This is a genomic window from uncultured Piscinibacter sp., assembly GCF_937952055.1.
Classification (GTDB): Bacteria; Pseudomonadota; Gammaproteobacteria; order Burkholderiales; family Burkholderiaceae_C; genus Piscinibacter.
In genome coordinates, this window is record NZ_CALFYO010000033.1 from 45,701 (window position 1) to 67,170 (window position 21,470).

At 69.2% G+C, this 21,470-nt stretch carries 21 protein-coding genes; 13 read left to right on the forward strand and 8 right to left on the reverse strand.

Annotated elements, in window-relative coordinates; all coding sequences use genetic code 11:
• Positions 1–7: 7 nt before the first annotated feature.
• Positions 8–853 (reverse strand): PPK2 family polyphosphate kinase, encoded by an 846-nt coding sequence (locus Q0599_RS24210; RefSeq protein ID WP_298835263.1) that lies wholly within the window; start codon positions 851–853, stop codon positions 8–10.
• A 303-nt stretch (positions 854–1,156) separates the two neighbouring features.
• Between Q0599_RS24210 and Q0599_RS24215 the strand changes: the two genes are divergently transcribed.
• Positions 1,157–1,723, forward strand: a complete 567-nt coding sequence (locus tag Q0599_RS24215; RefSeq protein ID WP_298835264.1) for a hypothetical protein — start codon at positions 1,157–1,159, stop codon at positions 1,721–1,723.
• 13 nt (positions 1,724–1,736) lie between these two features.
• Positions 1,737–2,504 carry a type III pantothenate kinase gene (locus tag Q0599_RS24220; RefSeq protein ID WP_298835265.1) on the forward strand — a complete coding sequence of 256 codons (768 nt, stop codon included), beginning with the start codon at positions 1,737–1,739 and terminating at the stop codon, positions 2,502–2,504.
• Positions 2,505–2,622: 118 nt separating this feature from the next.
• Here Q0599_RS24220 and hslU read toward each other — a convergent pair whose 3' ends face one another.
• The 5 genes from hslU to Q0599_RS24245 all read right to left on the reverse strand — a co-directional run bounded on the left by hslU (position 2,623) and on the right by Q0599_RS24245 (position 8,272).
• The gene (hslU, locus tag Q0599_RS24225; RefSeq protein ID WP_298835266.1) at positions 2,623–3,927 is read right to left on the reverse strand and encodes an ATP-dependent protease ATPase subunit HslU; all 1,305 of its coding nucleotides are present in this window, start codon (positions 3,925–3,927) and stop codon (positions 2,623–2,625) included.
• Positions 3,928–3,937: 10 nt separating this feature from the next.
• The gene (gene hslV / locus Q0599_RS24230) at positions 3,938–4,474 is read right to left on the reverse strand and encodes an ATP-dependent protease subunit HslV (protein WP_298835267.1); all 537 of its coding nucleotides are present in this window, start codon (positions 4,472–4,474) and stop codon (positions 3,938–3,940) included.
• Between the two features lie 43 nt (positions 4,475–4,517).
• Positions 4,518–6,224 (reverse strand): STAS domain-containing protein, encoded by a 1,707-nt coding sequence (locus Q0599_RS24235; RefSeq protein ID WP_298835268.1) that lies wholly within the window; start codon positions 6,222–6,224, stop codon positions 4,518–4,520.
• Positions 6,225–6,256: 32 nt separating this feature from the next.
• Positions 6,257–7,123 carry an RNA polymerase-binding protein DksA gene (gene dksA, locus Q0599_RS24240; protein WP_367180990.1) on the reverse strand — a complete coding sequence of 289 codons (867 nt, stop codon included), beginning with the start codon at positions 7,121–7,123 and terminating at the stop codon, positions 6,257–6,259.
• A gap of 114 nt (positions 7,124–7,237) precedes the next feature.
• Positions 7,238–8,272: a GTP-binding protein gene (locus Q0599_RS24245; protein ID WP_298835269.1), complete on the reverse strand. Its 1,035-nt coding sequence runs from the start codon at positions 8,270–8,272 to the stop codon at positions 7,238–7,240.
• 154 nt (positions 8,273–8,426) lie between these two features.
• Here Q0599_RS24245 and Q0599_RS24250 point away from each other — a divergent pair, with 154 nt between their 5' ends.
• From Q0599_RS24250 to Q0599_RS24285, 8 genes are all read left to right on the forward strand, one after another.
• A complete protein-coding gene (locus tag Q0599_RS24250) occupies positions 8,427–9,323 on the forward strand; it encodes an HlyC/CorC family transporter (RefSeq protein ID WP_298835270.1) in 897 nt (298 codons plus the stop codon).
• On the forward strand, positions 9,323–10,831 hold the full coding sequence (gene lnt, locus Q0599_RS24255) for an apolipoprotein N-acyltransferase (RefSeq protein ID WP_298835271.1): 1,509 nt from the start codon (positions 9,323–9,325) through the stop codon (positions 10,829–10,831). Before Q0599_RS24250 ends, lnt begins: the two co-directional genes overlap by 1 nt.
• 28 nt (positions 10,832–10,859) lie before the next feature.
• On the forward strand, positions 10,860–11,780 hold the full coding sequence (gene glyQ / locus Q0599_RS24260; RefSeq protein WP_298835272.1) for a glycine--tRNA ligase subunit alpha: 921 nt from the start codon (positions 10,860–10,862) through the stop codon (positions 11,778–11,780).
• Between the two features lie 5 nt (positions 11,781–11,785).
• Entirely contained in the window at positions 11,786–13,891 is a 2,106-nt protein-coding gene (glyS, locus tag Q0599_RS24265) for a glycine--tRNA ligase subunit beta (protein ID WP_298835273.1), read from the forward strand.
• A gap of 25 nt (positions 13,892–13,916) precedes the next feature.
• Positions 13,917–14,513, forward strand: a complete 597-nt coding sequence (gene gmhB, locus Q0599_RS24270) for a D-glycero-beta-D-manno-heptose 1,7-bisphosphate 7-phosphatase (protein ID WP_298835274.1) — start codon at positions 13,917–13,919, stop codon at positions 14,511–14,513.
• Positions 14,510–15,262 (forward strand): 1-acyl-sn-glycerol-3-phosphate acyltransferase, encoded by a 753-nt coding sequence (locus tag Q0599_RS24275; RefSeq protein WP_298835275.1) that lies wholly within the window; start codon positions 14,510–14,512, stop codon positions 15,260–15,262. Before gmhB ends, Q0599_RS24275 begins: the two co-directional genes overlap by 4 nt.
• A gap of 11 nt (positions 15,263–15,273) precedes the next feature.
• Positions 15,274–16,185 carry a M48 family metallopeptidase gene (locus Q0599_RS24280; protein ID WP_298835276.1) on the forward strand — a complete coding sequence of 304 codons (912 nt, stop codon included), beginning with the start codon at positions 15,274–15,276 and terminating at the stop codon, positions 16,183–16,185.
• An 84-nt stretch (positions 16,186–16,269) separates the two neighbouring features.
• Positions 16,270–16,818 (forward strand): DUF456 domain-containing protein, encoded by a 549-nt coding sequence (locus Q0599_RS24285; RefSeq protein WP_298835277.1) that lies wholly within the window; start codon positions 16,270–16,272, stop codon positions 16,816–16,818.
• 4 nt (positions 16,819–16,822) lie between these two features.
• On the opposite strand, the gene Q0599_RS24290 is transcribed toward Q0599_RS24285, so the two are convergent.
• On the reverse strand, positions 16,823–17,881 hold the full coding sequence (locus Q0599_RS24290; RefSeq protein WP_298835278.1) for an MBL fold metallo-hydrolase: 1,059 nt from the start codon (positions 17,879–17,881) through the stop codon (positions 16,823–16,825).
• Between the two features lie 57 nt (positions 17,882–17,938).
• Here Q0599_RS24290 and Q0599_RS24295 point away from each other — a divergent pair, with 57 nt between their 5' ends.
• A complete protein-coding gene (locus Q0599_RS24295; RefSeq protein ID WP_298835279.1) occupies positions 17,939–18,367 on the forward strand; it encodes a MerR family DNA-binding transcriptional regulator in 429 nt (142 codons plus the stop codon).
• Between the two features lie 18 nt (positions 18,368–18,385).
• On the opposite strand, the gene Q0599_RS24300 is transcribed toward Q0599_RS24295, so the two are convergent.
• The gene (locus Q0599_RS24300; protein ID WP_298835280.1) at positions 18,386–19,666 is read right to left on the reverse strand and encodes a solute carrier family 23 protein; all 1,281 of its coding nucleotides are present in this window, start codon (positions 19,664–19,666) and stop codon (positions 18,386–18,388) included.
• Positions 19,667–19,823: 157 nt separating this feature from the next.
• On the opposite strand from Q0599_RS24300, the gene Q0599_RS24305 reads away from it, so the two are divergent.
• Both Q0599_RS24305 and Q0599_RS24310 read left to right on the forward strand, forming a co-directional pair.
• Positions 19,824–20,276: a PaaI family thioesterase gene (locus Q0599_RS24305; RefSeq protein WP_298835281.1), complete on the forward strand. Its 453-nt coding sequence runs from the start codon at positions 19,824–19,826 to the stop codon at positions 20,274–20,276.
• 13 nt (positions 20,277–20,289) lie between these two features.
• Positions 20,290–21,468: an isovaleryl-CoA dehydrogenase gene (locus tag Q0599_RS24310; RefSeq protein ID WP_298835282.1), complete on the forward strand. Its 1,179-nt coding sequence runs from the start codon at positions 20,290–20,292 to the stop codon at positions 21,466–21,468.
• Positions 21,469–21,470: the final 2 nt, after the last annotated feature.

The following is a 21,470-nucleotide window of genomic DNA, read 5'->3' on the forward strand; positions in this document are numbered from 1 at the left end:
TTGATGGTCATTCGACGCGCAGATTCGCGAGTTCGGCGCTGCCCGGCGGGTAGCGCAGCTTCAGGCCCTTCAGCGTCTCGACGACGGCGCGGGCGATCATCAGATTGCGGTGCGTCTTCGAGTCGGCCGGCACGATGGTCCAGGGTGCCCATGGCGTGCCGGTGGCGGTGATGGCGTTCTCGTAAGCCTGCTGGTAGGCGTCCCACTGCTTGCGCACGTCGAGGTCGCCGGCAGCGAATTTCCAGTGCTTGGTCGGGTCGTCGAGCCGCTCCTGCAGCCGGGCGCGCTGTTCGTCCTTCGAGAGGTGCAGCATGAACTTGCAGATCACCGTACCGGTCTCGACGAGCAGCTTCTCGAAGGCGTTGATCTGCGCGTAGCGCTGCTGCGTCTGCTCGGGCGTGATCCAGCCGTTGACCACGGGCACCAGCACGTCCTCGTAGTGGCTGCGGTTGAAAATGACGATCTCGCCGTCGGCCGGCACCTTCTGGTGAATGCGCCACAGGTAGTCGTGCGCGCGCTCGTCGGAGGTCGGCGCCTTCCATCCCACCGCGTGCACGCCGAGCGCACTGGTCTGGCCGAACACGCCGCGGATGGTGCCGTCCTTGCCGCTGGTGTCGGTGCCCTGGAGCACCACCAGCAGCTTGAAGCGCCGGTCGGCGTAGAAGAGATCCTGCAGGCGGTCGACCTCGAGCGCGAGTTCCGCCACGCGCAGCTTGTCGCGCGCCTTGCTGCCACTGGAGAACGGCTTCGCGCCTGCATCGAATCGACCCAGGTCGAAGCGTCGTCCGCCAGCCTTGCCGTTGCCGGCGCTGCGGTGCTGGAAGTCGGCGAGCTGGGGTGAACTGCGGGCCATGCGGCCTCCCGGGCTGGTGCGGCGTAATTGACGTATACGTCAATTGGCAGTGTAGCGCCTGCGACGCCGCGCCGGCCTGACGCCGGCCCTGTCGCGCCCCGGGGTTTACACGGTGCGCCCAACTTGATCGAAGCGGTCGGCACGCGTGGCGTTTGGCGGCACAATCGCGCCCGTTGGGAGATGGGGCGCACGACGCCGCCGCTGGAGAAGTCCTTGGGCACAGGCAACGCACCGATCAAGACGCCGGACGGCCTGGCCGAACTGGCGACTCGAGCGCGCCAGTTGAGCCAGCGCCACCGCACCTTGCTGCTGCTGGTCGACGGCCGTCGAACCGAAGAGCAGCTGAAGCGCCTGGCCGAACGGGCCGGCGTGCCGCCGAGCTGCTATGACGACCTGCTCGAGATGGGCCTCATCACGGTGCCCCAGCCGATGATGCCGCTGGAAGCCGCGCCCCACCCGACGCTGCCGCCGATGAACGTGGATCTGCCGCTGCCGGACCTCGATAAAGAGCCGCCGCTGCCGCCTTCGGGCGCACTGGCGCCGGCCTCGACGCTGAACGGCGACCTCGGCGCCTACGAACCCTGGGCGATGGTCGAGACCGACTACTCCGATCTCGGGGACCTCGACGGCGCGCTCGAGCAGGCGCGCGACATGCTGATCCGTGCCGTGCGCGCCGAAGCGCCGGTGGCCGGCTCGCTCACGCTGATGCGCCTGCGCCGCGCGCGCAACCGCGACGACCTGGAGGGCCTGCTCGACGAGGTCGAGCAGCGCCTCGCGCGACCACACCGCCAGTTGGAGACGTCACAATTGATCCGCCGGGTGCGCCGTTTGATCGACGTGCCGGCCGATTCCTCCCTGTCTGACTTCTGACGCCCGACGCCGCATGACCTTCCTCGCCATCGACGTGGGCAACACGCGCCTGAAGTGGGCGCAGTACGTCTCCCCGCAACCCGGCGCCGTGCTGATTGCGCACGGCGCGGTGTTCCTGGAGACCATCGACAACCTCGCCGACGCAGACTGGAAGTCGCTGAGCGCACCGTCCAGCATGCTCGGCTGCATCGTCGCCGGAGAGGCGGTGAAGCGCCGCGTCGAAGAACAGCTCGAGCTGTGGGACGTCGAGCCGCGCTGGGTCGTGTCGGCCCGCGAGGCCTGCGGCGTGAGCAACGGCTACGACCATCCGAACCGTCTCGGCGTCGACCGCTGGGTGGCGATGATCGGCGCCCGGCACCGCGTGCTGGCCCGGGGACGGCCGCGGCCGGTGCTGGTGGTGATGGTTGGTACGGCGGTGACGGTCGACGCGGTCGACACCGGCGGCAGGTTTCTCGGCGGGCTGATCCTGCCCGGATTCGGCCTGATGCTGCGTGCGTTGGAGATGGGCACGGCGGGGCTGAAGGCGCCGACCGGCGAAGCGGTTGACTTCCCCACCAACACGAGCGATGCGCTGATGAGCGGCGGGGCCGACGCGCTGGCCGGCGCGGTGGAGCGCATGTACCGCAAGCTGCGCGAGCGCACCGGCGAGGAGCCGGCGCTGATCATGAGCGGCGGTGCGGCGGTGAAGCTGGCGCCGATCACCGAGCTGCCCTTCGAGACGGTGGACACGCTGATCTTCGACGGCTTGCTGCAGTTGCAGTCGCACCGCCTGGCGCTCTGATCCCGGGGCGCGAGGCGTCGTGCGCCGTGCCGCCTGAAACCCGCTGGCGCCCCCGGGTCCGCGAGAACGGGCCTCTTCGTGGCCCGCGGCGCAGGAGCGCGGCGTCCGGGGGCCCGGGTCAGAGGATGTAGCGCGACAGGTCCTCGTTCTTGACGAGTTCGCCGAGCTTGGCATCGACCGTCGCCGCGTCGATCGTGACCGTCTGGCCGGCGCGGTTGGGCGCCTCGAAGCTGATCTCGTCGAGCAGGCGCTCCATCACCGTGGCCAGGCGCCGTGCGCCGATGTTCTCGGTGCGGTCGTTCACGTCGTAGGCGATCTGCGCGATGCGCCGGATCGCGTCGGGTGCAAGCTCCAGCGTCACGCCTTCCGTGGCCAGCAGCAACTGGTACTGCTTGACTAGGCTGGCGTGCGTCTGCGTCAGGATGGCCTCGAAGTCGTCGACGGTCAGTGCACCCAGTTCGACACGGATCGGGAAGCGGCCCTGCAGTTCCGGGATCAGGTCGCTGGGCTTACTGAGGTGGAAGGCGCCGGAAGCGATGAACAGGATGTGGTCGGTGCGCAGCATGCCGTACTTGGTGTTCACCGTCGTGCCCTCGACCAGCGGCAGCAGGTCTCGCTGCACGCCCTGGCGCGACACGTCCGTGCCCTGCGCGCTGCCGCGCGAGGCCACCTTGTCGATCTCGTCGATGAAGACGATGCCGTTCTGCTCGGCATTGGCCAGTGCCGCGGTCTTCACCTCCTCGTCGTTGACCAGCTTCGCCGCCTCTTCGTCGGCCAGCAACTTCATCGCCTCGGCGATCCTCAGCCGGCGTGTCTTGCGCGGCGGCGCGCCGAGGTTGGCGAACATGCCCTTGAGCTGCTCGGCCATCTCCTCCATGCCGGCCGGACCCATGATCTCCAGTGCCGGGCGTGCCTCGGCGAGTTCGACCTCGATCTCCTTGTCGTCGAGCGCGCCCTCGCGCAGCCGCTTGCGCATCACCTGGCGCGCGGTGTTGTCGGCGGCGGAGCCCGGCACCAGGATGTCGAGCACGCGTTCCTCGGCGGCGTCCTCGGCCCGCGTGCGCTGGCGCTTCATCGCCGACTCGCGCTCCTGCTTGACCGCCATGTCGGCCAGGTCGCGCACGATCGAATCGACGTCCTTGCCGACGTAGCCCACCTCGGTGAACTTGGTCGCCTCGACCTTGATGAAGGGCGCGTCGGCCAGCCTCGCCAGGCGCCGCGCGATCTCGGTCTTGCCCACGCCGGTCGGGCCGATCATGAGGATGTTCTTCGGCGTGATCTCGCCGCGCATCTTCTCGTCGACCTGCTGGCGGCGCCAGCGGTTGCGCAGCGCGATCGCCACCGAGCGCTTGGCGTCGCGCTGGCCGACGATGTGGCGGTCGAGCTCGGAGACGATCTCCTGCGGTGTCATGCTCGATTTCATGCGGATCCGCTCAGGCGAGCGTCTCGATGGTGTGGTGCTGGTTGGTGTAGATGCACAGGTCGCCGGCGATCTCGAGCGACTTCTTGACGATCTCCTGCGGTGCCATCTCGGTGTGTTCCAGCAGCGCGCGGGCCGCGGCGTTGGCGTAGGCGCCGCCCGAGCCGATGGCGATGATGCCCTGCTCGGGCTCGAGCACGTCGCCGTTGCCGGTGATGATCAGCGAGGCTTCGCGGTCGGCCACCGCGAGCATCGCCTCCAGACGGCGCAGCACGCGGTCGGTCCGCCAGTCCTTGGTCAGCTCGATCGCCGCGCGCACCAGGTGACCCTGGTGCTTGTCGAGCTGCGCCTCGAAGCGTTCGAACAGCGTGAAGGCGTCGGCGGTCGCGCCGGCGAAGCCGGCCAGCACCTTGTCGTGGTGCAGTTTGCGCACCTTGCGCGCCGAGGCCTTGACGACGATGTTGCCCAGCGTCACCTGGCCGTCGCCGCCGAGCGCGACGACGTGGCCGCGGCGCACGCTGACGATGGTCGTGCCGTGGTAGTTTTCCATGCGGATGAGATGGCGCCAGGCGGCACCGGTTCAAGTCTGAAGCTCAGACGCTGCGGACCTTGACGCGGGCATGCTCGTTGATGCCCATGGCGCCGAAGAACAGCGCCACCAGTCGGTGCGCCTCGACGAACACCACCGTGCGGTTCTCGTTGCGGCGCGTCAGCACCCAGTTCAGCAGATCGCCGGCGGCGATGAAATCGACGCGGATCAGCTTCGCGCAGGTGACATTCACGATGGTCGCCGAGCCGAGCTCGCCCTCGAGCTTCTTCAGTGTCGCACCGATGTCGCCGACCAGCTGACCGGACAGTTCGACACTGGCCACCTGCACGGTTGCGCTCGGGTCCTCGGTGAAGCGGGACTCGATGAAGCTGGTCGACACCTCGCTGACCATCGACAGCGGCGGCGAGGTCGTGCTGGAATGCGATCCGCTCACGCGAACCTCGCACTGCGCCGGTTCCCAGGACGGCGGCGACACCTCGTAGGTGACGCAGTAGTCGATCGCCGCCTCGTCGAACTGGTCGGGTCGGTTGGTCATGCGCAGCGCGTCCAGGCGCAGCAGCCAGTAGGCCGGATCGGCGTCGCGCACCCCGGTCGGCGCGGCCTCAGCCAGCACACCAAACAGACGCTCACCACCGAGCCAGCGCATGTCCAGCCTCTGGCGAATCCAGTTGCGGAACAGATCCGACATGCGCGAGGCGGCCTCCGGGTCGATGCCCTTGAGGGCACTCCAGTCGAACACCCAGGGCAGCGGCATCTGCAGACTCTGCGACGACAGGTGCGCCACCGCGTCCGCGTCGACGAACTCGGGGCAGACCCAGCCCACCTGGCCGTCGATGCGGCTGTTGCTCGGCGCGCGCTCCTCGCTGGCGGCTTCGGCCACCAGGCGGGGCAGCGAGAACCACTGTGGCGCCGACCAGCCGAACTGCCGCGCATAGTCGAGTGCCAGGCTCTCGAACTTGTGCTGCTGGCCGATGGCGCGGTAGAGGTCGAACAGCACCAGCCAGGTCTCGGCATGGGCATGGCGCTGGCCGCCCATGCTGGTGAGCGAGGCGAGCGACTGCTCGCACTGCTCGAAGTCGGCGTTGGCGAAGGCGATCACCGCCTCGTCGAGTTCGGGGTCGTGCGCGACCTCGCTGACCTCGACGGCGAAGGCGTTGCCGAAATCGCCGGCACTCGCTTCCAGCGACAGCGGCGACAACGGCGAGAGGCCGTTGCCCATCACCGCGGCCGCAGGGGCCGCGACCGGCGCGGCAGCCGCTGCGGGCCGGTCGACGGTAGCGCCGTTGAGCGGCGCGGGCCGGCTCGACGCGTTGCTGCCCATCGGCGCCGGCTGGGTCGGTGCGTTGTAGAACTCCGGCCCGCGCCGCGACGGGGTGCCGAAGCCGTCGCCGACCATCTGCTGCTCGATCTCGTCGATCTTCTCCTTGACACTGGCGTCCTGCTTGGCGCCGCTTTCGGCCACCGAGAGCTTGCCTTCGGAGTCGTCGATGCGCGAGGAGCCGCCCAGCGCTGCCAGCTGCTCGGGCGTCAGGCCCTCGCGGCGCACCTTGCGCAACATGTCGAACTCGCGCTTGCGGACGAAGTCATTGCGCCGCTTGCGCTCGATCATCGCCTTCAGCTCGGACTTGGCGAACTCCGTCTCGCGCGCCTCGTCCTGCGGCAGGCCGATCTCTGCCCATTCCGTGGTCGGATTGGCCACGAACTTGACGACCTTGCGAAAGAAGCTCGTGGTGTCTTTGGGTTCCGACATGACGGGTGAGGAGATTCGCGTCCGAGCCGGGCTCAGTCGCCGAACATCTTCTGCTTGAGCTCTCGCCGCTGCTGGGCTTCAAGGGACAGTGTAGCGGTCGGTCGCGCGATCAGGCGCCCGAGCCCGATCGGCTCGCCGGTTTCGTCACAGAAACCGTAGTCGCCGGCGTCGATGCGGGCAAGCGACTGTGAAATCTTCTTCAACAGCTTGCGCTCACGGTCACGCGTGCGCAGCTCCAGCGCATGCTCTTCCTCGATGGTGGCGCGGTCGGCCGGGTCCGGCACGATCGACGTGTCCTCGCGCAGGTGCTCGGTGGTCTCGCCGGCATTGGACAGCAGGTCGTCCTTGAGGGTCTGCAGCTTGTGGCGGAAGAACTCCAGCTGCTTGTCGTTCATGTACTCCGATTCCGGCATGGCCAGCAGCTCGGCCTCGGTCAGCTCGCGGCCGGCCTTGGCCTTCCAGGCGTTGGCCAGCCGGGGATCGGATTTCTGCGTCGGTTTCGGGATGTCGAGTCCGAGGTTGTTCATCTGTCGGGTGGGGGGCCGGGGCGGCGCGAACCGGTCGGCAAAACGGGACGTGGCCGGCGGCAGGGGCGCGCTCACCGGCGGGGGAGGGGCTGCTCTGGACGATCTGGACGTGGCCATCGGCTTGGTGGGTGCGGGCACCGCGGGTGGCGGTGTCACCGGTTTGGGGGCGGGCGCGGCAGCGGCCTTGGCGGCAGGTGCCGGCGCCTGGGGTGGCGCTTTCAGGGGCGCGGCCTTCGCCGAAGCGCTCTTCGCGGGCGCCTTGGCAGGGGCAGTCTTCTTGGCGGGTGTCGCCGCCTTGGCGTCCAGCTTGGCCTTCGCGGCCGGGGCGGCAGGCTTCTTCGTGCTTGCTTTGGTAGCCGGTGTCTTGCTCACGGGTGTCTCCTCGCATCGACGGTTATACCCCGTCCGCAAGGCGCGGGCGACGGCTGGGCCCGGTTTCAGGCGCGGCGGATTGTAGCCATGTGGATTCCGTCGGAAATTGACGATTCAGGCCAGGCACTGCTCAAGGCCCTGCACGAATACGTCGCGGGGTAGATCCAGGCCGATGAACACCATCTTGCTGGTCTTCTTCTCGCCCGGGGCCCATTTGGGCCCCAGGTCGCTGCCCATCAGCTGGTGCACGCCCTGAAAGATCACCTTGCGGTCGCTGCCCTTCATGTGGAGCACGCCCTTGTAGCGCAGCATCTTGGGCCCGTAGACCTGCACGATGGCGCCGAGGAAGTCTTCCAGCTTGGCTGGGTTGAAGGGCCGGTCGGAGCGGAACACGAAGGACTTCACGTCGTCGTCGTGATGATGGTGGTGCGGGTGGTCGCAATGCTCGCCGTGCTCATGGTCATGGTCGTGGTGCTCGTGAGCATGGCCGTCGCCGGAGAGGAACTCCGGGTCGATGTCGAGCTTGGCGTTCAGGTTGAAGCCGCGCAGGTCGAACACCTCCGCGATCGGCACCTCGCCGAAGTTCACCTTGCGCTGGGGGGCGCGCGGGTTCATGTGCTTGACGCGGTGGATCAGCGCGTCGACGGTGGCGTCGTCGACCAGGTCGGTCTTGCTGATGAAGATCTGGTCGGCGAAGCCGATCTGGCGCCGCGCCTCCTGACGGCTGTCGAGCTGGCCGTCGCCGTGCTTGGCGTCGACCAGCGTGAGGATGGAGTCGAGCAGGTAGCTCTCGGCGATCTCGTCATCCATGAAGAAGGTCTGCGCCACCGGACCAGGGTCGGCCAGGCCGGTGGTCTCGATGACCACGCGCTCGAAGTCGATCTCGCCCTTGCGCTTTCGGGTGGCCAGGTCGGACAGCGTGGTGCGCAGGTCCTCGCGGATGGTGCAGCAGACGCAGCCGTTGTTGAGCTGGATGATCTGTTCTTGGGTGTCGTGGACGAGGATCTCGTTGTCGATGTTCTCGTCACCGAATTCGTTCTCGATCACCGCGATCTTCTGTCCGTGCGCCTCGGTGAGCACGCGCTTGAGCAGGGTGGTCTTGCCCGAGCCCAGGAAGCCGGTCAGGATGGTGGCAGGAATGAGAGCCATGGAGCGGAAACCTCGGAAGCGTTGCGAAAGCGCCCCAGTTGGGGGGCCGTGACTGTGGTTCAAGCCTTCGGGCCTGTCAAGCGAGGGGCATGCCAGCTGTCACACGCCTTCGGTTAAGCTTGACCTCCCGGAACTCCCTCCTCGCGCCCGCGCGATGTCCGATCCTCATCCCGCGCGCCCGTCACGCTTCGGCGAGCGGTCAGCGCCCCCAGCCGCCGAGCGGCGGACGCTGTTTCGAAAGCTGGTCGAGTTCGTCTCGCCCGGCCCCGACTCGCGCGACGAGTTGATCTCCACCCTGGCCGACGCCGAGAACCGCGAGCTGATCTCGCCCGAATCGCGCGTGATGCTGGAGGGCGTGCTGCGCATGGCCGAGCTCACTGCCGGCGACGTGATGGTGGCTGCGCCGCGCATGGACCTGCTGGACATCGACGCGCCCTACGAGGCACTGCTGCACACCGTCATCGCCACCGCGCATTCGCGCTTCCCGGTCTACGAGGGGAAGCGCGAGAACGTCATCGGCATCCTGATGGCCAAGGACCTGCTGAAGCTGCAGCGTGCACCCGAGCTGAACCTGCGCACCCTGCTGCGCCCGGCGGTGTTCGTGCCGGAGTCCAAGGGGCTGAACGACCTGCTGCGCGACTTCCGCTCCAACCGCAACCACCTGGCCATCGTGATCGACGAGTTCGGCGCGACGGCCGGGCTCATCACCATTGAGGACGTGCTGGAGGAAATCGTCGGCGAGATCGAGGACGAGTTCGACGAGAAGGACGGCGAGTCGGGCGTCTACACCCTCGCCGACGGCAGCCAGCGCGTCGCCGGCGACGCCTCCATCGACGCGGTCAATGAGGTCTTCGGCACGCAACTCCCCGCCGAGGAGTTCGACACCATCGGCGGCCTGGTCGCCCACGAACTGGGGCGCGTGCCGCGGCGCGGCGAGTCGACGCAGGTCGGCCCGCTGGTGTTCACCGTGATGCTCACGCGCGGCGGCGCCGTACGCTGGTTCAAGGTGACGCGCGCGCCGGCAGAGGCGCCCGGCTCCGACGGCGCCTGATGCCCGCCCGCGCCTGGCCCTGGCCGCTGGAATTGCTGGCCGCGCTGGCGCTGGGCGCGCTGCAGACGCTGGCCTTTGTCCGCACCGAGATGTGGTGGCTGCAGATCGCCTGCATCGGTCTGCTGGCCTGGCGTGCCCGGCATGCATCGCCGGGACGGGCCGCGCTGCTCGGTGCGGCCTACGGCACGGCCTGGGTGGCGGCTGGCACCTGGTGGTTGTTCATCAGCATGCACCGCTACGGCGGGCTGCCGGCCTGGATGGCGGCGGCGGCGGTGCTCGCCTTGGCGGCCTTCCTGTCGCTCTACCTGGCCGCCGCGCTGGCCGCGTTCGCACGCTGGCGGCGCGGCCGCCCGATCGGCGACGCCTCGATCTTCGCCGCCGTCTGGCTGCTCGCCGAGCTGGCGCGCGGCGTGCTCTTCACCGGCTTCCCCTGGGTGGCCGCAGGCTATGCCCATGTCGACGGGCCCCTGGCGGCCTGGGCGCCGTGGATCGGCGTGTACGGCATGGGGGCGGTGGCGGCGTTCGTCGCCGCGCTCGCGGCGCTGCAGCCGGACCGCTCGGCCGCCTCCTGGTTGCGCGGCGTCGGCCTGCCACTCGTTCTGCTGGCCGGCCCGGCGCTGCTGGGCGTGCCCGAGTTCACGCGGCCCAGCGGCACGCTCTCGGTCACGTTGCTGCAGGGCAACATCCCGCAGGACCAGAAGTTCGAGAGCACCCACCAGGCTGCTGCCCTGGAATGGCACCTCGGCGCGCTTGCCGCGGCACGCGGCGACCTGGTGATGGCGCCCGAGACGGCCATCCCCTTCCTGCCGCAGCAGATGCCCGAGGGCCTTTGGGAAGGCCTGCAGGCCCGCTTTGCCCAAGGCGGGACAGCGGCGCTGGTGGGCGTGCCGCTGGGCGACGAGCGCACGGGCTACACCAACTCCGCCGCCGGCTTTGCGCCGGGTCAGCCGCTCTACCGCTACGACAAGCAGCACCTCGTGCCCTTCGGCGAGTTCATCCCGCGCCTGTTCCGCTGGTTCACCGAGATGATGAACATCCCGCTGGGCGACTTCAACCGCGGGCCGCTGGTGGCGGCGTCCTTTGCCGTGAAGGGCGAGCGCGTGGCGCCCAACATCTGCTACGAGGACCTGTTCGGCGAGGAGCTCGCGGCGCGCTTCCGTGACCCCGACGCCGCGCCGACGATCCTCGCCAACCTGAGCAACATCGGCTGGTTCGGCCGGACCATCGCCGTCGATCAGCACCTGCACATCTCTCGGTTGCGCAGCCTGGAGCTGCAGCGGCCGATGCTGCGCGCCACGAACACCGGCGCGACGGTGGTGATCGACCACCACGGCGCGGTACGCCACGGGCTCGAACCCCACACCCGCGGCGTGCTGGAAGGGCGGGTGCAGGGGCGCGAGGGCAGCACGCCGTTCGCGCTCTGGGCATCGCGCTTCGGCCTGTGGCCGGCCCTCCTGCTAGCGCTCGCGGTGCTGGGCGGGGCCGCGCGCCGCAGGGCCGCCCCGTAAAATCGCGGGTCGACCTCCGCGGCCCGCCATGCTCACCTTCCAGCAACTCATCCTCCGTCTGCAAGACTACTGGGCAGCCCAGGGCTGCGCCTTGCTGCAGCCCTACGACATGGAAGTCGGCGCCGGCACCAGCCACACGGCGACCTTTCTGCGCGCCATCGGCCCCGAGCCGTGGAAGGCCGCCTACGTGCAGCCCAGCCGCCGCCCCAAGGACGGCCGCTACGGCCAGAACCCGAACCGGCTGCAGCACTACTACCAGTACCAGGTGGTGCTCAAGCCGGCACCGGCGAACATCCTCGAGCTCTACCTCGGTTCGCTGGAGGCGCTGGGATTCGACCTCAAGGTCAACGACATCCGCTTCGTCGAGGACGACTGGGAGAATCCCACGCTGGGCTGCTGGGGCCTGGGCTGGGAGGTCTGGCTCAACGGCATGGAGGTGACGCAGTTCACCTATTTCCAGCAGGTCGGCGGCATCGACTGCAAGCCGATCACCGGCGAGATCACCTATGGCCTGGAGCGGCTGGCGATGTACCTGCAGGGGGTGGACAACGTCTACGACCTGCAGTGGACGGCAGACCTGAAGTACGGCGACGTGTACCACCAGAACGAGGTCGAGCAGAGCACCTACAACTTCGAACACAGCGACGTCGACTTCCTGCTCACCGCCTTCGGCGCGCACGAAGGACAGTCGAAGTACCTGATGGAGCGCCAGCTCGCGCTGCCCGCCTACGAGCAGCTGCTCAAGGCGGCGCACACCTTCAACCTGCTCGACGCGCGCGGCGCGATCAGCGTCACCGAGCGCGCCGCCTACATCGGCCGCATCCGCAACCTCGCCCGCGCGGTGGCGCAAAGCTACCTCGACAGCCGCGCGCGCCTGGGCTTTCCGATGGCGCCGAAGGCCTGGGCCGACGAAGTCGCCGCCCAGCTCGAACAGAAGAAGGCGGCCTGAGCACCATGTCGAACACGAAGAACCTGCTCGTCGAACTGTTCGTCGAGGAACTGCCGCCGAAGTCGCTGAAAAAGCTGGGCGAGTCCTTCGCGGCCGATCTGGCCAAGAGCTTGCGTGCGCAGGGCCTGGCGGGCGAGCACTCCGCAGTGACCCCGTTTGCCTCGCCGCGCCGGCTGGCGGTGCATGTCTCGTCCGTGCTGGCCCATGCGGCCGACCGCAGCGTGTCGCAGAAGCTGATGCCGGTGGCCGTGGCCCTCTCGGCGGATGGCCAGGCCACGCCGGCACTGCTGAAGAAGCTCGCCGCATTGGGAGCCGACGCCGCGGTGGTGCCGAAGCTCAAGCGCCAGCTCGACGGCAAGTCCGAGGCGCTGTTCCTCGACAGCACCGTCAAGGGCGCGACGCTCGCCGAAGGCCTGCAGAAGGCGCTCGACGACGCGCTCGCCGCGCTGCCCATCCCCAAGGTGATGCAATACCAGCTCGCCGACGGCTGGACCAGCGTGAACTTCGTGCGCCCGGCCCATGGGCTGGTCGCGCTGCATGGCGCCGACGTCGTGCCGGTGAAGGCGCTGGGCCTGGAAGCCGGCCGGCAGACGCGCGGCCACCGTTTCGAGGCACAGATGGACCCCGTCGCGCTGCTGGACGCGGACCACTACGCGCGCCAGCTGGAAGAGCAGGGCGGCGTGATCCCCGGCTTCGCCGATCGCCATGGCGAGCTGCTGCGCCAGCTCAACGTCGCGGCGGCGAAGGAGGGCCTCAGGCCGATCGAGGATGAGGCGCTGCTCGACGAAGTCACCGCGCTGGTCGAGCGGCCCAATGTGTTGCTGTGTCAGTTCGAGCCGGACTTCCTCGCGGTGCCGCAGGAATGCCTGATCCTGACGATGAAGGCGAACCAGAAATACTTCCCGCTGCTCGGTGCCGACGGCCGCCTGACCAGCAAGTTCCTCGTCGTCAGCAACATCCGGCCCGCGGACGCCAGCCGCGTGATCGGCGGCAACGAGCGCGTGGTGCGACCGCGCCTGGCCGATGCAAAGTTCTTCTTCGACCAGGACCGGCGGCGCACGCTCGCCTCGCGTGTCGACGGCCTCGCCAAGGTGGTCTACCACGCGAAGCTGGGCAGCATGGGCGAGCGTGTCGAGCGGGTGCGCCGCGTCGCCGCCGAGATCGGCCGGGCGCTGGGCGGCGAAGTGATGGCGCGGCAGGCCGATCAGGCCGCGCAACTCGCCAAGGCCGACCTGCTCACCGACATGGTGGGCGAGTTTCCCGAGCTGCAGGGCATCATGGGCGGCTACTACGCACGCCACGACGGCCTGGCCGAGGACATCGCGTTCGCCATCGAGGACCACTACAAGCCGCGCTTCGCCGGCGATGACCTGCCGCGCAATGCCGTCGGCCTGGCCGTCGCGCTGGCCGACAAGCTGGAGACGCTGGCCGGCCTGTTCGGCATCGGTCAGGTGCCCACCGGCGACAAGGACCCGTTCGCGCTGCGTCGCCACGCGCTCGGCCTGATCCGCATGCTGATCGAACGCGAGCTGCCGCTGGAGCTGGCGCATCTGGTCTCGATCGCCTTCGCCGCCTTCCCTGCCGGGCACGGCCAGGCCCATGCCGAGCTGAACTACTTCCTGCGCGAGCGGCTGGTCGGCTACCTTCGCGAGGCGGGCTACCAGGTGCAGGACGTCGAGGCGGTGGTCGAGGCGCGCCCGCCGCGCTGGGCCGAGTTCCCCAGGCGGCTCGATGCGGTGCGCGCCTTCAAGGCACTGCCGGAATCGCAGCCGCTTGCCGCCGCAAACAAGCGCGTCGGCAACATCCTCAAGAAGAGCGAGGAGAAGGTCGCGCCGGTGACCGACGCCACGCTGTTCGCCGAGCCCGCCGAGCGGACCCTCGCCGATGCGCTGGAGGCGGTGGCGCCGCGCTCCGAGCGTGCCTTCGAGGCCGGCGACTACACCGCCTCGCTGCAGGCACTGGCCGCGCTGAAGGCGCCGGTCGATGCCTTCTTCGACACGGTGATGGTCAACGTCGACGACCCGCGGCTGCGTGCCAACCGGCTCGGCCTGCTGGCCCGGCTGCACGCCGCGATGAACCGCGTCGCCGACCTCTCCAAGCTGGCGGCCTGACATGGCGGCACACCACGCCCACGCGATGAAGCTCGTCATCCTCGACCGAGACGGCACCATCAACGAGGACCGCGACGACTACGTCAAGTCGCCCGAGGAATGGGTGCCCATCCCCGGCGCGCTGGAGGCGATCGCGCGGCTGAATCACAACGGCTGGCACACCGTGGTGGCGACCAACCAGTCCGGCATCGGCCGTGGGCTGTTCGACATGGCAACGCTCAACGCGATGCATCTGAAGATGCACCAGATGCTCGCCAAGCATGGCGGCCGCATCGATGCGGTGTTCTTCTGTCCGCACACGCCCGAAGACCACTGCGACTGCCGCAAGCCGCAGCCCGGCCTGTTCCGCCAGATCGGCGAGCGCTTCGCGGTCGACCTGACCGAGGTGCAGGTGGTCGGCGACGTGCTGCGCGACCTGCAGGCCGGCGTCGAGGTGGGCTGCGAACCGCACCTGGTGCGCACCGGCAAGGCCGCTCCCGAGCGCATGGGAGATGCCCAACTGGCAGCGCTGTGCGCGCAGATCCCGGGCACGCGTGTGCATGCCAGCCTGGACGCCTTCGCCGAGTGGCTGATCGCGCGCGATCGCGCGTCGCGCCCGGTCACCGGCACGCTCGACTCATGAGCGTGCTGCGTTCGGCCCTCTACGTGGTCTGGCTCGCGCTGACGGTGGTGCCGTGGGCCCTCCTGGTGCTGGTCTACTCGATCTTCGTGCGCGGCGATCGCCTCTACTGGTTCACCATGATCTGGCTGCGCATGGCGATCTGGGGCGCGCGCGTGATCTGCGGTGTGCGCCATCGCATCCTGGGCTGGGAGAACCTGCCCGACGGAGCGGTGGTCCTCTGCCCGAAGCACCAGTCGACCTGGGAGACCTTCGCTTTCCCGACGCTGATGCCCAGGCCGCTGTGCTACGTGTTCAAGCGCGAGCTGCTGATGATCCCCTTCTTCGGCTGGGCGATGGGCCGGCTGGACATGATCCACATCGACCGCAGTCGCCGCACCGAGGCGTGGAACAAGGTGGCCGAGCAGGGCCGGCGCTTCATGGCCGACGGCCACTGGGTGATCATGTTCCCCGAAGGCACGCGCACGCCGCGCGGCAGCCAGGGCCCCTACAAGAGCGGTGCCACGCGGCTGGCGGTGACGACCGGCGTGCCCGTGGTGCCGATCGCCGTGACCTCGGCGCGTTGCTGGCCGCGCAAGAGCTTCGTGCTGCGTCCAGGCGTCATCGACGTCTCGATCGGCAGGCCGATTCCCGCCGAGGGCCGCGAGCCCGACGAGCTGATGCGCGAAGTGGAGCGCTGGATCGAGGCCGAGATGCGCCGCCTCGACCCCGAGGCGTACGTGCACGAGGCGAAGCCGGCGCCGGCACCGTAAACTTCGCGCTCATGCCGCGCCGCGCCGCACCCGCCTCAGCCCAGCAGCTCTCGCTGTTCGACGTGGCGGTGCCGGAGCTCTCCGCCCCCGCGACGCCGCCGTCGCCGTCGCCGTCGCCGGCGCCTGCCGCGCCGGCGGCCGCGCCCGTCACGGCGCCGGCCGCGGCGATCTTCCGCCACCCGCAGGCCGAGCGCGAGATCCGCTTGCGCGAGCACCTCGTGGCCTACGCGCTGCGGCGGGCGCGGCGCCGCACCATCGGCTTCGTCGTCGGCGCCGAGGGGCTGGCGGTGAACGCACCGCGCTGGGTCGGCATCGGCGACATCGAGGCGGCGCTCCGGGAGAAGGCCGACTGGATCCTGCGCAAGCTGCGCGAGCAGCAGGATCGCGCACAGCGCCAGTTGCAGGCGCGCATCGACTGGCGCGACGGCGCCGCCGTGCCCTTCCTCGGCGAGACGGTGATCGTGGTGCTCGACCCGCGCGCCACCGGTGCGCTGCTCAATGCCGATGCGCAGTCGCTGCCGGGCGTGCCGCGACTGACGCTGCATGTCGGTCTGCCGCACACCGCACTGCCCGAGCAGATCCGCGACGCGGTGCAGAGCTGGCTGCAGCGCCAGGCCCGCCGAGTCTTCGAGGAGCGCGTGCGCCACTTCGCCGACAGGCTCGGCGTGCGCTGCACGCGGCTCGCGCTGTCGTCGGCGCAGACGCGCTGGGGCAGCGCCAGCGCCGACGGCTCGATCCGCCTCAACTGGCGGCTGGTGCACTTCGCGCTGCCGACGATCGACTACGTCGTCACCCACGAGCTCGCCCACCTGCGCGAGATGAACCACAGCCCGCGCTTCTGGGACGTGGTGCGCTCGGTGATGCCCGACTACGAGCAGGCGCGCGGCCAGCTCAAGGACGACGTGCTGCCGGCGTTCGACTGAGCGCATGGCGCGCGGCGCTTGAGATGCGCCTCGCGGCCTCCATCTGCAGGCCTCCCGGGTCGGTGCCCGGCAGGAGTCGATGCGATGGTGGAAACGGTCACGCTGGTCTCGGCCAATCCCTGGTGGTGGGTCCTGGCGATCGCACTGATGGTGGTGGGCGTGGCGGGGGTGATCCTGCCGGTGCTGCCCGGTGCGATCCTCGTGCTCGCCGGCGTGGTGCTGGGCGCCTGGATCGACGGCTTCGCCAAGGTGTCGGGATGGACGGTGGGCTTCGTCGCGCTGCTCGCCGTGCTCGCCTGGGCGACCGACTTCGTCGCCGCGCTGCTCGGCGCGAAGAAGGCTGGCGCCAGCCCCGCGGCGGTGGCGGGCGCGGCGATCGGCACGGTGCTGGGCATCCTGATGGGCTTCGTCGGCCTGCTGTTCATGCCGCTGGCCGGCGCGATGGCCGGCGAATACTGGCACCAGCACCGCCGCAACGGCGGCTTCGCCAGCCCGGCCGAGCACGCGACGGCGGGCCGCCAGGCGGCGCGTGTCGGCGTAGCCACCTGGATCGGCCAGCTGCTCGGCACCGTGGTGAAGGTGGTGCTGGTCTTCCTGATGATCGGCGTGTTCGCCGTGGCCTGGCTGGTGTGAGGCTTCAGGCCGGCGAGAAGCGGTAGACGCCGTCCGCCCCGAGTTCGCGCCGCAGCTGCCCGCGCAGCCACAGCGCGTGCAGGTGGGCAATCGATTCACCCATCGCGAAGGTCGTCTGGTGCAGGTCGAGCGGGCGCCTGAAGAGCACCGGCAGCAGGCTCGCTGCCGTCTGTGGCGCCTGGACGCAGGCGGCGCGCAGGTCGGCGAAGCGCTCGTCGTGGTGCGCCACCAGCTGGCCGATGCGCGCGTGCAGGCCGCGGAAGGGCCTGCCGTGCGACGGCAGCACCAGCGTGCCGGCCGGCAGGGCGCGCATGCGCTCGATCGACGCGAGGTACAGCGGCAGCGGATTCGCCTCCGGCTCGAGGTCGATCACGCTGACGTTGGTGGAGATGCGCGGCAGCACCATGTCGCCGCTGATCAGCACCCCCAGCGCCTCGCAGTGCAGCGAGATGTGCTCCGGCGCATGGCCATAGCCGGCGTGGCAGCGCCACGCATGATCGCCGATGCGCAGCACGTCGCCGTCCATCAGCCGGCGAAAGCGCGACGGCACCTGCGGCACCATGCTGGCGTAGTAGTTGCTGCGCCTGCGCACCTTCTCCACCGCATCGGGGTCGGTCAGTCCGTGGCTGGCCATGAAGGCCGCCGCGCTCTCTCCGCCGAAGCCGGTGGTCGACTGGCTGGCCAGGCGTGCGGCGTTGAAGTCGGTGGCGCTGATCCACAGACGCACGCCCCAGCGCTCGGTGAGCCAGTGGGCGAGGCCGATGTGGTCGGGGTGCATGTGGGTGACGATCACGCGCAGCACCGGCAGGCCCTGCAGCTCGTTCGCGAACACCTGCTCCCAGGCGGCGCGCGTGCTGTCGCTGCTGATGCCGCAGTCGACGATCGACCAGCCCTCGTGGCCGGCCTCGTCGCGGTCGCGCAGCAGCCACAGGTTGATGTGGTCCAGTGCGAACGGCAGCGGCATGCGCAGCCAGCGCACGCCGGGCGCCACTTCCCGCGCCGTGCCGGGCTGAGGCAGGGCGTCGCCGAAGGGGTAGTCGAGTTGTCGTTCGTCAGGGTTCATGGGCGGCCGGCTTCGCTACACTTGACGTAAACGTCAATCGAGCCAGTGTAAGTCGCCATGCCGCCCCCCGCTGTCGCCCAAGCGTCGTCGAACGCCGGCGTGACCTACACCATCGGCGAGCTGGCGCGCGAGTTCGACCTGACCACGCGCGCGATCCGCTTCTACGAGGACTGCGGGCTGATCACGCCGCAGCGCAGCGGGCGCAACCGCGTCTACACGGCGCGCGACCGCACCCGGCTCAAGCTCACGCTGCGCGGCAAGCGCCTCGGCTTGACGCTGGCCGAGGTGAAGGAACTCGTCGACATGTACGAGTCGCCGCGCGACACCCAGCCGCAGCTGAAGAAATTCCTTGTCGTGCTGACGGCGCATCGCGCGCAGCTCGAGCAGCAGATGGCCGACCTCAACGCCACGCTCGACGAAGTGCGCGCGCACGAGAAGGAAGCGCGACGGCTGCTCGCCGAGGGCGAGCGCCGCCGATCCGGCTGAACCGCGCCGCAACCCGCTTCAGCCGCGCCGTCGCAGGATGGCGTGCAGCAGGATCGCGCCGAAGGTGGCGGTGCCGATGCCGCCGAGGGCGAAGCCGCCGAACTTCAGCGTGAAGTCGCCCGTGCCCAGCACCAGCGTGACGGCGGCGACGATCAGGTTGGTGTTGTTCGAGAAGTCGACCTTGTTGTCGACCCAGATCTTCGCGCCGGCCACGGCGATCAGGCCGAACACGACGATCGACACGCCGCCCATCACCGCCAGCGGGATGGCCTGGATCAGCGCGCCGAACTTCGGGCTGAAGCCGAGCAGAACGGCGATCAGCGCGGCGACGACGAACATCGCCGTCGAGTAGATCTTGGTGGCCGCCATCACGCCGATGTTCTCGGCATAGGTGGTGACGCCGGTGCCGCCCGAGGCGCCCGAGACCATCGTCGCCACGCCGTCGCCGACGAAGGCGCGGCCCATGTACCGGTCGAGGTCGCGGCCGGTCATCGCGCTGACCGCCTTGATGTGGCCGAGGTTTTCCGCGACGAGGATGATCGCCACCGGTGCGATCAGCAGCATCGCCTTGCCGTCGAACACCGGTGCGGCGAAGTCCGGCGCGCCGAACCAGGCCGCGCTGGCCACGCCGCTCAGGTCGATCGGCTTGCCCAGCCCCAGGCCGTTGGTGAGGATCGCGTAGACGACGCTCGCCGCGATCAGGCCGACGAGGATCAGCAGGCGTTGCGTCATGCCGCTGGTGTAGACCGCCACGAGGCCGACGCTGAGGAAGGTGACCGCCTGCATCCAGGCATCGAAGCCCGTCGGCGCCATGTTCTTCACCGGGATGCCGGCGAGGTTCAGGCCGATCACCGCGACCACCGCACCGGTGACCACAGGCGGCATCAGAGATTCGATCCACTTCGTGCCGATGCCCATCACCAGCAGCCCGATGAGCGTGTACAGCATGCCGCAGGCGACGATGCCGCCGAGCGCCACGCCGAGGTTGGCGTTCGCCCCCGGGCCGGCATAGCCGGTGGCAGCGATGACCACGCCGATGAAGGCGAAGCTCGAACCCAGGTAGCTGGGCACCTGGCCGCCGACGAGCACGAAGAAGATCAGCGTGCCGATGCCGCTCATCAGGATGGCGACGTTGGGGTCGAAGCCCATCAGGATGGGTGCCAGCACGGTGGCGCCGAACATCGCGATGACGTGCTGCACGCCCAGCGCCGCGGTCTGCGGCCAGGGAAGGCGTTCGTCGGGCGCGACCACGGCGCCGGGGGTGGCGGCGACTTCTCGCCATTGCGGAAACAGGCTCATGGGTTCTCCTCGAGACGATTGGACTTCTTGTGCACCGCCGGTGGGCGGCGGCGGAAGTGTAGGCATGCACAGCAAGAAGCGTGCATCCGCTATGATTGACGTTTACGTAAACGTAAATCGCGCAGCGGCGGTACCCGTCCGTGCGCGGGAGAGTCCGATGAAGCCCCACGACGACGGCTACGCGCAGCGCACGCGCGACTCCTTCGCCCGCCAGGCCGCGATGGCCACGCTGGGCGCGACGCTCGAGTCGGTGCAGCCCGGCCGCGTGGTGCTGGCGATGGCGCACCAGGAGGCGCTGACGCAGCAGCACGGCTTCATCCACGCTGGCATGGTGTCGGCCGTGCTCGATTCGGCCTGTGGCTATGCGGCGTTTTCACTGATGCCCGACGACGCCGCGGTGCTCACCATCGAGTTCAAGATCAACCTGCTGGCGCCAGCGCGCGGGCCGCGCTTCCGCTTCGAGGGCGCCGTCATCAAGCCGGGCCGCACGATCAGCGTGGTCGATGGCCGCGCGACGCAGCATGACGAGGACGGCGGCAACGAGAAGCTGATCGCCACCATGACCGCGACCGTGATGACGGTGCGCGGCCGCGAAGCGCTGAAACACTGAGGAGACACGCCCCATGAACCTGCCCGGACTCAACTTCCAGCTCGGCGAGGACATCGACGCGCTGCGCGATGCGGTGCGCGCCTTCGCCGACGCCGAGATCGCGCCGCGCGCTGCCGAGATCGACGCCACCGACCAGTTCCCCATGGACCTGTGGCGCAAGATGGGCGAGCTCGGCGTACTCGGCATCACCGTGCCCGAGGAATACGGCGGCGCCGGCATGGGTTACCTCGCGCACATGATCGCCATGGAGGAGATCAGCCGCGCCAGCGCCTCGGTCGGCCTGTCCTACGGCGCGCACAGCAACCTGTGCGTCAACCAGATCAAGCGCAACGGCAACGAAGTGCAGAAGCGCAAGTACCTGCCCCGGCTGATCAGCGGCGAGCATGTCGGCGCGCTGGCGATGAGCGAACCGGGCGCCGGCTCCGACGTCATCAGCATGAAGCTGAAGGCGCAGGACAAGGGCGGCTACTACCTGCTCAACGGCACGAAGATGTGGATCACCAACGGTCCGGACGCCGACACCATGGTCGTCTACGCGAAGACCGAGCCGGAGATGGGCGCGCGCGGCGTGACCGCCTTCATCGTCGAGAAGGGCATGAAGGGGTTCTCGACGGCGCAGAAGCTCGACAAGCTCGGCATGCGCGGCAGCCACACCGGCGAGATGGTGTTCGACAACGTCGAAGTGCCGGCGGGCAACGTGCTGGGCGCGGTCAACGGCGGCGCCAAGGTGCTGATGTCGGGGCTGGACTACGAGCGCGCGGTGCTCGCCGCCGGGCCGATCGGCCTGATGCAGTCGGTGATGGACAACGTGGTGCCCTATATCCACGACCGCAAGCAGTTCGGCCAGAGCATCGGCGAGTTCCAGCTCATTCAGGGCAAGGTGGCCGACATGTACACCGTGCTGCAGGCGGCACGGGCCTTCTGCTACACGGTGGGCAAGAATCTCGACCTGCTCGGTGCCGAGCACGTGCGCCAGGTCCGCAAGGACTGCGCCAGCGTCATCCTCTGGTGCGCCGAGAAGGCCACCTGGATGGCTGGCGAAGGCATCCAGATCTTCGGCGGCAACGGCTACATCAACGAGTACCCGCTCGGCCGCCTGTGGCGCGACGCCAAGCTGTACGAAATCGGGGCCGGGACCTCGGAGATCCGCCGCATGCTGATCGGACGAGAATTGTTCGCCGAGACGATGTGAAG